10 protein-coding genes and 1 pseudogene are annotated in these 12,484 nt (G+C 66.0%); all 11 read left to right on the top strand.

What is annotated here, in order from left to right; genetic code table 11:
• The first annotated feature begins 21 nt into the window (after positions 1–21).
• The 11 genes and pseudogenes from ABDW49_RS08650 (at position 22) to purQ (ending at position 12,266) form a co-directional block, all read left to right on the top strand.
• The gene (locus ABDW49_RS08650) at positions 22–1,128 is read left to right on the top strand and encodes a PLP-dependent cysteine synthase family protein (protein WP_343611208.1); all 1,107 of its coding nucleotides are present in this window, start codon (positions 22–24) and stop codon (positions 1,126–1,128) included.
• Between the two features lie 197 nt (positions 1,129–1,325).
• Positions 1,326–2,111 carry a phosphoribosylaminoimidazolesuccinocarboxamide synthase gene (gene purC / locus ABDW49_RS08645; protein WP_343611206.1) on the top strand — a complete coding sequence of 262 codons (786 nt, stop codon included), beginning with the start codon at positions 1,326–1,328 and terminating at the stop codon, positions 2,109–2,111.
• A gap of 91 nt (positions 2,112–2,202) precedes the next feature.
• On the top strand, positions 2,203–5,034 hold the full coding sequence (locus tag ABDW49_RS08640; protein ID WP_343611204.1) for an insulinase family protein: 2,832 nt from the start codon (positions 2,203–2,205) through the stop codon (positions 5,032–5,034).
• Between the two features lie 372 nt (positions 5,035–5,406).
• On the top strand, positions 5,407–6,627 hold the full coding sequence (locus tag ABDW49_RS08635; protein WP_343611202.1) for an efflux RND transporter periplasmic adaptor subunit: 1,221 nt from the start codon (positions 5,407–5,409) through the stop codon (positions 6,625–6,627).
• A 9-nt stretch (positions 6,628–6,636) separates the two neighbouring features.
• The gene (locus ABDW49_RS08630) at positions 6,637–7,068 is read left to right on the top strand and encodes an efflux RND transporter permease subunit (protein WP_343611201.1); all 432 of its coding nucleotides are present in this window, start codon (positions 6,637–6,639) and stop codon (positions 7,066–7,068) included.
• Positions 7,022–7,393 carry an efflux RND transporter permease subunit gene (locus ABDW49_RS08625; protein WP_343611199.1) on the top strand — a complete coding sequence of 124 codons (372 nt, stop codon included), beginning with the start codon at positions 7,022–7,024 and terminating at the stop codon, positions 7,391–7,393. The genes ABDW49_RS08630 and ABDW49_RS08625 overlap by 47 nt, the downstream gene beginning before the upstream one ends.
• A 282-nt stretch (positions 7,394–7,675) precedes the next feature.
• Positions 7,676–9,547, top strand: a pseudogene (locus ABDW49_RS08620) (efflux RND transporter permease subunit); the annotation flags it as partial.
• A 70-nt stretch (positions 9,548–9,617) separates the two neighbouring features.
• Positions 9,618–9,824, top strand: a complete 207-nt coding sequence (locus ABDW49_RS08615) for an efflux RND transporter permease subunit (protein ID WP_343614213.1) — start codon at positions 9,618–9,620, stop codon at positions 9,822–9,824.
• On the top strand, positions 9,821–11,248 hold the full coding sequence (locus ABDW49_RS08610) for an efflux transporter outer membrane subunit (protein WP_343614211.1): 1,428 nt from the start codon (positions 9,821–9,823) through the stop codon (positions 11,246–11,248). The genes ABDW49_RS08615 and ABDW49_RS08610 overlap by 4 nt, the downstream gene beginning before the upstream one ends.
• A 107-nt stretch (positions 11,249–11,355) precedes the next feature.
• Positions 11,356–11,592: a phosphoribosylformylglycinamidine synthase subunit PurS gene (purS, locus tag ABDW49_RS08605; protein ID WP_343611197.1), complete on the top strand. Its 237-nt coding sequence runs from the start codon at positions 11,356–11,358 to the stop codon at positions 11,590–11,592.
• A complete protein-coding gene (gene purQ / locus ABDW49_RS08600) occupies positions 11,589–12,266 on the top strand; it encodes a phosphoribosylformylglycinamidine synthase subunit PurQ (RefSeq protein ID WP_343611196.1) in 678 nt (225 codons plus the stop codon). Before purS ends, purQ begins: the two co-directional genes overlap by 4 nt.
• The last annotated feature ends 218 nt before the right edge of the window (positions 12,267–12,484 follow it).

Raw genomic sequence — 12,484 nt, 5'->3', positions numbered from 1 at the left:
CGCCAGAGAGAAGTGAGCGGCATGACGCAAGCAGCCCTGAGCGAGAGGCGCGCCTGGAACGCCCAGGCCATCCGCCGCATCGAAGCCGACATCACGCGCACCAGCGACACGCATCTCATCAACCATGCGATCGAGGGTACAAGCCAGATTCCAGGCGGGGGCATCACGCTCTATTTCAAGGATGAGAGCAGCCACCCCACGGGCAGCCTGAAGCATCGCCTCGCCCGCTCGCTGTTCCTTTATGCCCTGTGCAACGACTGGATCGGGCCCGACACCACGGTGATCGAGGCCTCTTCGGGCTCCACCGCCGTGTCGGAGGCCTATTTCGCCCGTCTGCTGGGGCTGCGCTTTATCGCCGTGGTGCCCAAGACCGTGGCGGCGGCCAAGATCGCGCTGATCCGCTTCCATGGCGGCGAGATCCATTATGTCGACAGCCCCGGCGAGGTCTACGAGGCAAGCGCGCGTCTGGCGGCCGAAACCGGCGGCCATTACATGGACCAGTTCACCTATGCCGAGCGGGCCACCGACTGGCGCGGCAACAACAACATCGCCGAATCGATCTTCCAGCAGATGGCGCGCGAAGAGCATCCCATCCCCGCCTGGGTGGTCTGCGGCGCGGGCACGGGCGGCACATCGGCCACCATCGGGCGCTATCTGCGCTATCGCCGGGTCGACACGCAGCTTTGCGTGGCCGATCCGGAGGCCTCGATCTTCCACCGGCACTATGCCGATCGCTCGATCACCTCGCTGGGCGCCTGCAAGTCGAGCATCATCGAGGGGATCGGGCGCCCCCGCCACGAACCCTCCTTCATCCCCGATGTGATCGACCGGATGGACGCCATTTCCGACGCGCGCTCGATCGCGGCGATGCGGGTGATCTCGGCGCGGCTGGGGCGGCCTGTCGGCGGCTCGACGGGCACCAACATCTGGGCCTGCGCGCGGCTGATCTCCGACATGGCGGCGCGCGGGCAAAGCGGCTCGGTCGTCACCATCCTGTGCGATGGCGGCGAGCGCTACACCGACACCTGCTGCTGCGATGACTGGCTGGCCGAGCGCGGCATCGACTGGCAGCCCCATGCCAAGGCACTGGAATCCTTCTTCGCCACCGGCGTGCTGATCGAGGATTGAGTGTCATTCGCCCCCTTGACACAGCAGGCCCCACACGTGGTTGAACCCGCGCGAAGCTTGGCCTATATGGCCTTTATGCCCCGGCCGCGCGGCGCTGTCGTCTTTGCGCGACAGACCTGTGTGCCGGGGCTCGCCTTTTGGGGCCGGATGCTGCGTCCGACCCGTTCGCTACCGTTGAATTGATAAAGGATTTGCCCATGTCCCGTCGCCGCCAAATCTACGAAGGCAAGGCCAAGATCCTTTACGAGGGCCCCGAGCCGGGCACGATCATCCAGTATTTCAAGGATGACGCCACCGCCTTCAACGCACAGAAGAAGGGCACGATCAACGGCAAGGGCGTGATCAACAACCGCATCAGCGAGTATGTGTTCACCCGCCTGAACCACATCGGCATCCCGACTCATTTCATCAAGCGCCTCAACATGCGCGAGCAGCTTGTGCGCCAGGTCGAGATCATCCCCATCGAGGTGGTGGTCCGCAATGTCGCCGCCGGCTCGATCAGCAAGCGCCTGGGCATCCCCGAGGGTGAGCCCCTGCCCCACACGCTGATCGAATATTACTACAAGGACGATGCGCTGGGCGATCCGATGGTCGCCGAAGAGCATATCGCCGCTTTCGGCTGGGCCTCGAACGAGGAGATGCATGACATCTCGTCGATGGCCATCCGCGTGAACGACTTCATGTCGGGCATGTTCGCCGCGATCAACATCCGCCTGATCGACTTCAAGCTGGAATTCGGCCGCATCTGGGATGGCGACTACAGCCGCGTGATCCTGGCCGACGAGATCAGCCCCGACGGCTGCCGCCTGTGGGACATGACCACTGGCGAGAAGCTCGACAAGGACCGTTTCCGCCGCGATCTGGGCGGCGAGGAAGAGGCCTATCAGGAGGTCGCGCGTCGCCTCGGCCTGCTGGAGAACGAGAACAACGGCCCGTCCGAAGTGTTCGACCTCTCGGTCCACCGCAAGCTGCGGGGCAAATAAGCTGAACCTGCCTCCGACGCGTTCGCGCCTTTCGTTCAAAACCCTGCTGCTGGCCGCCTGTGCCGGCAGCATGGTGCTTGCTCAGGCCTCCGTGGCCAAACCTGCCACCGGCAGGGCAGCGGCGGGCGCGAAAGCGAAAGAGGCAGCCAAGCCCAGCCAGATATCTGGGAATTGGGCTTTTGAAAAAAGTGACGTGCCGCTCGACCCGGCATGGCGCTTCGGGCGCCTGCCCAATGGCATGCGCTACATCATCCGCCCCAACACCACCCCCAAGGGCGAGGTGCTGGTGCGGATGGAGGTCGCCACCGGATCGCTCGACGAAAGCGATGCCGAGCGCGGCTATGCCCATTATGTCGAGCATATGGCCTTTCAGGGCTCGACCCATGTGCCCTCGGGCGAAATGATCCGCCTGCTGGAGCGGCTGGGGCTGGCCTTCGGTGCCGACACCAACGCCCAGACCAGCTTCGATCACACCACCTATCAGCTCGATCTGCCGCGCAACGATGCCTCGCTGATCGACACCGCGCTGATGCTGATGCGCGAGACCGCCAGCGAACTGACCTTCCCCGCTGCCGAAACCACCCGTGAGCGCGGCGTGGTGCTGGCCGAAAAGCGCGACCGCAACAGCTGGTCCTACCGCGCGCTGGAAGACCGGCTGAAGTTCACCGTGCCGGGCGCCCGCTTTGCCCAGCGCCTGCCCATCGGCACAACCGAGGCGCTCGACGCCGCCACGCCCGACACGCTGCGCGCCTTCTGGTCGCGCCATTACGTGCCCGCGCGAACGACGGTGATCGTGGTGGGCGACGTCGATCCGGCAGCGGTGGAAAGCGCCATCAAGGCCCATTTCGCAAGCTGGAAATCCGCGCATAATCCGCCCGAGGAAAAGGGCGGACCGATCGATCTGACCAACAAGGGCCGCACCTCGATCTATCTCGATCCCGCCAGCCCGGAGCGGATCGACATCACCGCGCAGGGCCCATGGCCCGAGGAGCCCGACACACAGGCCCAGCGCGACGAGGATACGCTGCGCTCGATCGGCTATGGCATCATTCAGCGCCGGTTGCAGCATCTGGCGGCGCGGACCAATCCGCCCTATCGCGGCGCGGGCTATGGCACCTCGGGCCTGCAGAAGGCCGGGCGCAGCACCACGCTGATGGTCGAAACCGACATCGGCGGCTGGCACAAGGGGCTGATCGCGGCGGTCAGCACCTTGCGCCGCGCGCTCGATCGCGGCTTCACCAAGGCGGAGGTCGCCGAGCAGGTCGCCAATCTGAAAACCAATGCCGAACATGCCGCCGCCGCTCAGGATACGCGCAGCAGCGGCGCGCTGCTGGGCAATGCCTTCGCCCTGCTGCGCGACGATATGGTGCCCTCGACGCCGGTGGCGACGGATGCGCGCATTCAGGCCCTGATCCCGCGCATCACCCCCGAGGCGGTGCTGGCAGCCCTGAAAACCGAGGCCGTGCCCTTCGAGGACCCGCTGATCCGCTTCGAGGGTGCCAAGGCGCCCGAAGGCGGCGCGGCAGCCCTGCGCGCGGCATGGGAGGAAGGCGTGAAAGCCGCCCTGCCCGACGACGAGCAGCAGGCCGAAACACCCTTCGCCTACAAGGACTTCGGCCCGGCGGGCAAGATCGTCTCCGACCATCGCGAGCCGATACGCGGCATCCGCGAGATCCGTTTCGCCAATGGCGTGCGGCTCAATCTGAAGCACACCGATCTGGCCAAGGATCAGGTGATGGTCTCCATGTCGCTCGACGGCGGCACGATGCTGGCCACCAAGGCCGATCCGCTGGCGGTCGCGATGACCTCGGCGCTGGGCAGCGGCGGCCTGGGCAAGCACAGCCGCGAGGATCTGCGCACGATCCTGGCTGGGCACTCCTATGGGCTGGGGCTGACCAATGGCGGTGACACCTTCATCAGCGCGGCGGGCGTGCTGCCCGTCGACCTCGACCTGCAGATGGAGCTGATGGCCGCGCTGCTCACCGATCCGGGCTATCGGCCCGAGGGTGAGGTGCCCTTCCGCCAGTCGGTCGACACGATGTTCGCGCAGAGCATCTCCACGCCTGCCGCCGCGCTGGTCTCGCAGTTGGGCGGCATTCTTTCGGATGGCGATCCGCGCTTCACCCGCCAGCCGATCACCGCCTATCGCGCTCAGAATTTCACCAGACTCAAGGCCGCGATGAGCGACCGTCTGGCCCATGGCGCCATCGAGGTGGGCATCGTCGGCGATGTGAATGAGGACAAGGCCATCGCCTCGGTCGCGCGCACGCTGGGCGCCCTGCCCGCGCGTGAGCCCGAGTTCCAGCCCTATGCCGACCGCCGCACGCGGCCTTTCACCGCCAACCATGCCTTGCGCGTGGTGCGCCATGAAGGGGCGAAGGACCAGTCGCTGGTCTATCTCGTCTGGCTGACCCGCGACGACAATGACCCGCAGGAAAAGCAGGTGCTCAACATGCTGGAGCGTGTGGTGCGCATCCAGCTCACCGAAACCCTGCGCCAGAAGCTGGGCAAGGCCTATTCCCCCGGTTCCAGCAGCGACACCTCACGCACCTACAAGGGTTTTGGCCTCTTCACGATCAACGCCTCGGTCGATGTGAAGGATTTGAACGCCACCCGCGCCGCCATCCGCGAGGCGCTGGCGGCATTGCGCGATCATGGCGTCAGCCAGGATGTGTTCCAGCGCGCCCGCGCGCCGCTGGCCGAGGGCTTCGACAATGCGCTCAAGAGCAATGCGGGCTGGATGGGCCTGACCATGCGCGCCCAGAGCGAGCCCGAGCATATCGAGCGCAATCTGCACGCCAAGGAAAGGCTGATGGCCGTCACGCCCGAGCAGGTTCAGGCCGCCGCCCGGCGCTATCTGGGCGATGCCCTTGCGGTGGAAACGGTGGTCCTGCCTGAGGGAGTCGATCTGCCCAAGCCCTGAGAGCCCGTGTGGAAAATGCGCTAAAGCGCATTTTCAGTGCGGCACCAGCCCTCTCCCCCACCCGGCCACCCATATCATCCTTTCGTTGGGTGGCCGGGTGGGGGAGAGGGCCGGTGCCGCAATCCGACTCTGAGCCACTGCGCAGACCTCGGGCAACATGGCATAAGACAAAAGTAGAGGGTGGTTGATGCGATAGCGCCGACCACCTTTCCAATTCCCCATACGGGGGAAAACAGCGATGCCCCTCTGGCAGAGCCCCCGCAAAACCGGCAAACACCGGGCCGGGCGGCCGCGTAACAAATTGTCACGATGTCGCCAAGTGCACGCTCTCCACCTTGACTTGCCCCCTACCTTCGCCCGAAGAGCCCGTTCATGACCCATACAGTTTTCGCCCTCGCGCTGGCCAAGCGCCAGCCCCTTCTGCCTGCCCCGCGCATGCGTGTCGCCGTGGCGCTGCTGCTGGCCGGCAGCCTTGGCCTTGCGGCCTGTTCGGGCAAGGACAAGGGCAAGGCGAAAGGGCCGGTCGAGGTCGGCTATTGGGTCGCCACCGAAAGCACCGTGCCGCTGGAGGTCGAACTGCCCGGCCGCACCGCGCCTTTCCGCGTCTCGCAGGTGCGCCCGCAGGTCAATGGCATCATCGAGAAGCGCCTGTTCGAGGAAGGCGCCATCGTGAAGGAGGGCCAGCCGCTCTACCGCATCGACCCCAGCCTCTATCGCGCCGCCGCCAATCAGGCGCAGGCCAATCTGACCAGCGCCCAGGCCAGCGCCGAGGCCGCCAAGGTCAAGGCCGACCGGTACAAGCCGCTGGCTGCCGCCCAGGCCGTCTCGCAGCAGGATTACACCGATGCCGCCGCCACCGCGCGCACAGCGGCGGCCAGCGTGCTGCAGACCCGCGCCGCGCTCGATACCGCGCGGATCAACTTGCATTACACCACCGTGCCTGCCCCGCTGACCGGGCGCATCAGCCGCTCGGCCTATACCGATGGCGCGCTGGTCACGGCCAATCAGGCCGATGCGCTGGCCACCATATCGGTTCTCGACCCGATCTATGTCGACATTCAGCAGAATGCCGCGGACATGATGAAGCTGCGTCAGGCGCTGGCCGATGGCGGCGCCCAGGCGCGCGAGCCCGATGTGAAGCTGAAGCTGGATGACGGCAAGGATTACCCCCTGCCCGGCAAGCTGCAATTCTCCGAAGTGACGGTCGATGCCGCCACCGGCACGGTCACGCTGCGTGCCCGCTTCCCCAATCCGCAGGGCTTGCTGCTGCCCGGCCTCTTCGTGCGTGCGCGGCTGAGCCAGGCGGTGCAGACCAGGGTCATTCTGGTGCCTCAGGGCGCGGTCAGCCGCGATGCCAAGGGCACCGCCACGGTTTTCGTGGTGGCGCAGGGCAACAAGGCCGAGATGCGTCAGGTCACCGCGCTGCGCACCGTGGGCGACAGCTGGGTGGTGACCGATGGCATCAAGCCGGGCGACAAGGTGATCACGCAGGGCCTTGGCCTGCTGCGCCCCAATGGCGAGATCAAGCCGGTGCCGGAAAAGACCGCTCAGGGTTACAAGCTGGGCAAAAACGGCGCCGCTGGCGCAAAGTAAGGCTGATCCATGTCGCGCATTTTCATCGATCGGCCCATTTTTGCCTGGGTGATCGCCATCATCATCATGCTGTGCGGCCTGATGTCGATCAACTCGTTGCCTGTTTCGCAGTACCCGGACGTCTCACCGCCGCAGATTTCCATCTCCGCCACCTACCCGGGCGCAGACGCGGAAACGCTGGAAAACAGCGTCACGCAGGTGATTGAGCAGCAGCTCACCGGCCTGGACGGCCTGCTGTATTTTTCTTCGACCAGCAGCTCCAGCGGCTCGGTCAGTATCAACGTCACCTTTGATCAGGGCACCGATCCGGATATCGCGCAGGTGCAGGTGCAAAACAAGGTGCAGCAGGCGGAAAGCCGCCTGCCCAGCGCAGGTGCCGCAGCAGGGCGTGACGGTGACGAAGTCCCCGAGCAGCTTCCTGCTGATCGTCGGGCTGTATGACGAAAGCGACAAGGCGACGATGGCCGATATCTCCGACTATCTGGTCAGCAACCTGCAGGATCCGCTGTCGCGCATCGAGGGCGTGGGGGACGTGCAGGTGTTCGGCTCGCAATACGCGATGCGCATCTGGCTCGATCCCAACAAGCTGGCCAGCTATGCGCTGATGCCCAGCGACATCACCAACGCCGATCAACGCGCAGAACGCCCAGGTGGCCGCCGGCCAGCTCGGCGCGCTGCCCAGCCCGGCGGGCCAGCAGCTGAACGCCACGGTAAACGCCCAGTCGCGGCTGCAGACGCCGGAACAGTTCGCCCAGATCATGCCTGAAGAGCGACAGGCCAATCGGCGCCCAGGGTGCGGCTGGGGGCACGTGGCCCGCATCGAGCTGGGCGCGGAAAGCTATGGCGTGGTCAGCCCGCGTCAACGGCCACCCCGGCGGCGGCGCTGGCGGTGCATCTAGCTGGCCTCCGGGCGCCAACGCCCTGAACACCGCCAAGCTGGTGAAGGCCAAGGTCGGAGCGCGCCAGAAGCTGCCCCCACGGGGCTATGAAGATGGCCTAGGTCGCCAAAGACACCACGCGACTTCATCAACAACCCTCGATCGAGGACGTGGTGAAAACGCTGCTCGAAGCCATCGTGCTGGTGGTCCTGGTGATGTACCTGTTCCTGCAGAACTTGCGCGCCACGCTGATCCCGACCATCGCCGTGCCGGTGGTGCTGCTGGGCACCTTCGGCGTGCTGGCCGCCTTCGGCTATTCGATCAACACCCTGACGCTGTTCGGCATGGTGCTGGCGATCGGCCTGCTGGTGGACGACGCCATCGTGGTGGTGGAAAACGTCGAGCGCGTGATGCGCGAGGAAGGGCTGAGCCCGCGCGAGGCCACGCGCAAATCGATGGGGCAAATCACGGGCGCGCTGGTCGGCATCGCGCTGGTGCTGTCGGCGGTATTCGTGCCGATGGCGTTCTTCGGCGGCTCCACCGGCGTGATCTATCGCCAGTTCTCGATCACCATCGTCTCGGCCATGGTGCTGTCGGTGCTGGTGGCGATGATCCTGACGCCGGCGCTGTGCGCCACCCTGCTCAAGCGCCCCGAGGATGAGGATGAAACCAGTCTGGTGGGCCGCGCCAGCCATTGGATGCGCGTCAAGTTCGACCTCTATTTCGGCAAGCTGATCGGCTGGTACTATCCCCGCGCCGAAAAGGTGGCGCATCACAAGCGCCGCCCGCTGATCGCCTATGTGGTGATGCTGGCGCTGCTGGCCTTCCTGTTCCTGCGCCTGCCCACCGGCTTCCTGCCCAATGAGGATCAGGGCTTCGGCCAGCTCAGCTTCCAGCTCCCCTCGGGCGCCACCATCGAGCGCACGCAGCAGGCGCAGCTCGCCATCGAGAAATATTTTCTCGATCAGGAGCCCAAGAATGTCGATGTGGTGCTAACGGTGGCCGGCGGCGGCGGCGGCGGCAACGGTCAGAATGTGGGCCGCGGCTTTATCTCCATGACCGACTGGGACGACCGCGCGGGCGATCAGAACACCGCCGAGGCCATCACCAACCGCGCCACCAAGGCGATGAGCGGCTTCCGCGATCTGGAATTCTATGCGCTGCAGCCGCCTATTGTGCGTGGGTTAGGTCAGGCCACGGGCTTTCAGGCCGAGCTGCAGAACACCGGCGGCCTGTCGCGCGAGGAATTCGCCAAGGTGCGCGACCAGGTGCTGGCCGATTGCCGCGCCGACAAGCGCCTCGCCAATGTCCGCCTGACCAACCTGCCCGACCAGCCCACGCTGAAAATCAGCACCGACACGCAGAAATTGCAGGCGCTGGGCATCACGGCGGCCAATGTGAACAACACGCTCTCGACCGCCTGGGGCGGCACCTATGTCAACGATTTCGTCGATCGCGACCGTGTGAAGCGCGTCTATGTGATGGGTGACGGGCCGTTCCGCTCGCGTCCGGAAGACCTCAACAACTGGCATGTGCGCGGCGGTGACGGGCAGATGGTGCCCTTCTCCACCTTCGCCTCGGCCAGCTGGGGCAAGGCGCCGACCTCGCTGCTGCGCTTCAACGCCATCTCGAACTATGAGTTCTCGGGCCAGCCCGCAGCAGGTTATTCCTCGGGCGATTCGATGAACGCCTTCCAGGAAATCGCCGACAAATATCCCGGCGTCGGCGTGGCCTGGTCGGGCACCTCCTATCAGGAGCGGCTGGCGGGCGGTCAGGCGCCGATCCTCTATGGCGTATCGCTGATCGTGGTCTTCCTGTGCCTTGCCGCGCTCTATGAAAGCTGGAGCGTGCCGGTGGCCGTGCTGCTGGTGGTCCCGCTGGGTCTGGTGGGCGCCATCGCCATGGTGACGCTGCGCGGTCTGGAGAACGATGTCTATCTGCAGATCGGCCTCACCACCACCATGGGTCTGGCCGCCAAGAACGCGATCCTGATGATCGAATTTGCCGAGGCCGAGGTCCACAAGGGCAAGGGCATTCTGGAGGCCGCGCTCAATTCGGCCAGGATCCGCCTGCGCCCGATCCTGATGACGTCGCTGCGCCTTTATCTTCGGCGTGCTGCCGCTGGCGCTGGCGCATGGCGCGGGTGCCAATGCGCGCATCGCCATCGGCACAGCGGTGATCGGCGGCATGCTGACGGCGACGGTGCTGGCGGTGTTCTTCATCCCGCTGTTCTTCGTGCTGATCCGCCTGACGCTGAAGGAGCAGTGGGAGAAGCTGCGCGGCAAGAAGGGCGGCAAGGCGCAGGAGGTTCAGGCATGAGCCGCCTGCCCGCCCTTATGGCTCTGGTAGGCGTGCTGACCGCCAGCGCTGCTCAAGCTGCGCCCAAGTCAGATGGCCCGCTGCCCATCCCAGCGCAGTTCCCCTCCGGCCCGGCCTATGGTGCGCCCGGCGTGGAGCAGACCCCGACCTATGCCTATCGCGACGTGCTGGCCGATCCGCGCCTTGCCGCGCTGATCGAGCAAGGGCTGGTGCATAATCAGGATATCGCTCAGGCCGTGGCCAATGTGCAGGCGGCGCAGGCGCAGTTCCGCATTGCCCGCTCCGCGCTCTTCCCCGAACTGGATGCCAGCGCGGGCTGGACCCACTCGGGCGGCGACCGCGCCTTGGGCATTTCCAGCAGCGCCAAGGGCGATTCCTTCAACGCGCAGGGCGTGGTGTCATCCTATGAACTGGACCTGTTCGGGCGGCTGCGCGATCTGACGGCGGCGGCTCGCGCCTCCTATCTCGGCACGCAGGCGGCGGCGCGCAGTGCGCGGCTTTCGGTGGTCTCCAGCATCGCCACGGGCTGGCTGGCCTATGCCGCCGACACCAGCCTGCTCAAGCTGGCGCATGATACCGAAACCGCCGCCAAAGACAGCGTGCAACTGACCAAAAAGCGCGTCGATGGCGGCGTGGCGCCGCTGGGCGACCTGCGCAAGGCGGAGATCACGCTGCGTCAGGCGCAGTCCGATATCGCCAGCCAGACCAATGCTCAGGCCGCCGATCTCAACGCCCTGCGCCTGCTGGTCGGCGATAACATCGATCCGGCCAACCTGCCCCTCAGCCTGACCGATGCCAATCTGCATCTGGCGACCATCCCCACCGGCCTGTCCTCCGACATCCTGCTGCGCCGCCCCGATGTGATGCAGGCCGAGGACGCGCTGGAAGCCGCCAAGGGCAATGCCGCCGCCGCGCGCGCCGCGCTCTTCCCCAAGATCACCCTGACCGGCCTGCTGGGCACGGCCAGTTCGGCGCTGGCCAGCCTGTTCACCGGCGGCACCTTCGCCTGGGCGGGCGGCGCAACGCTCAGCTACCCCATCTTCAAGGCCGGCGCCGCCAAGGCCACCGCCCGTCAGGCCGAGGCCCAGCAGGACGCCTCGCTGGCGGCCTATCGCAAGGCGGTGCAATCGGCCTTCTCCGACGTGGCCAATGTGCTGGCCCGGCGCGGCACCATCGCCGACCAGCTTGAGGCCAGCACCGCCGCGCGCGATGCGGCGGCGGACAATTTCCGCCTCTCAACCCAGCGCTATCAGGGCGGGATCGACACCTATCTCGATGTGCTGACCGCCCAGCAGACGCTCTACACCTCGGAAAAGACGCTGATCGCCACGGTGCTGGCCGATGGATCGAACCGCGTTTCGCTCTACCGGGCGCTGGGCGGAGACCGTCTGGACGGCGCCGCAACACCCCGCAACGGCGGCTGATCGGCTGAAAAGGGGCAGGCGGTCTACCCTGCCCCTTGGCTTTTGCGCTTTTCGGGGCCATAGGGGCCGCGATTCCTGTTTCCGCCGGATAGAAAGGCCCTGCCCCCATGAAAGTGCGCGTTTTCGTCAGCCTCAAGAACGGCGTGCTCGATCCGCAGGGCCGCGCCATCCATCACGCCATCGAGGGCCTCGGCTTCTCGGGCGTGTCGGACGTGCGCGCCGGCCGCCTGATCGAGCTGGACGTCGATGACAGCGTGACCGACGCCGCCCTGGACGAGATGGCCCAGAAGCTGCTCGCCAATCAGGTCATTGAGAACTACCGCATCGAAAGGGTCGCCGCATGACCTTCCGCGCTGCCGTCATCACCTTCCCCGGCTCGAACTGCGACCGCGACATGGCGGTGGCAATCGAGAACGTCTGCGGCGGCGAGGTCCATCGCGTGTGGCACGGCGACGCCGCCCTGCCCGAAGGCCTTGATTTCATCGCCCTGCCCGGCGGCTTCTCCTATGGCGACTATCTGCGCAGCGGCGCCATGGCCGCCCGCAGCCCCGTGATGCAGGCCGTTGTCGCCGCCGCCAACAAGGGCGTCGCCGTCCTTGGCGTGTGCAACGGCTTCCAGGTGCTGACCGAAGCCGGCCTGCTGCCCGGCGCGCTGATGCGCAACGCCGGCATCCGCTTCGTCTGCCGCGAGGTGGCGCTGAACGTCGAGAACAACGACTCGCTGTTCACCAGCCGCTACTTCAAGGACCAGCGCATCACCATCCCCGTGGCCCACCACGACGGCAACTTCTTCGCCGACGACGCCACGCTGGACCGCATCGAGGGCGAAGGCCGCGTGGCTTTCCGCTATGCCGAAGAGGTCAATGGCTCGGCGCGTAAGATCGCGGGCGTGCTGAACGAGAAGGGCAATGTGCTGGGCATGATGCCCCACCCCGAGCGCCATATCGAAAAGGCGCAGGGCGGCATCGATGGCCGCGCCCTGTTCGAGAGCGTGGTGCGGACGCTGGTTTCGGCCTGATCGTTTTCGGGTTTGACCGATTTGAAAGGGCGGCGAGGCTTCGGCTTCGCCGCCTTTTTCTTTTCAAGGGGTTTAAAGAGAAGATGCGAGGGGGTTACCCCCTCGCGCTCCGATGAATGTCTACGTTGCGCTTCGGGTTCGGCCAAAGAGCTAAGGTTGCAGCGCCGCAGGCATGAAAGCCTCCGGCGGTGGGACGTTTGCGCCTCGTTCCGGCCTCG

The sequence above is a fragment of the Novosphingobium sp. genome, assembly GCF_039595395.1.
Lineage (GTDB): Bacteria > Pseudomonadota > Alphaproteobacteria > Sphingomonadales > Sphingomonadaceae > Novosphingobium.
The sequence above is the reverse complement of the archived record's forward strand: the minus strand, read 5'-3'. Positions and strand labels throughout refer to the sequence as shown.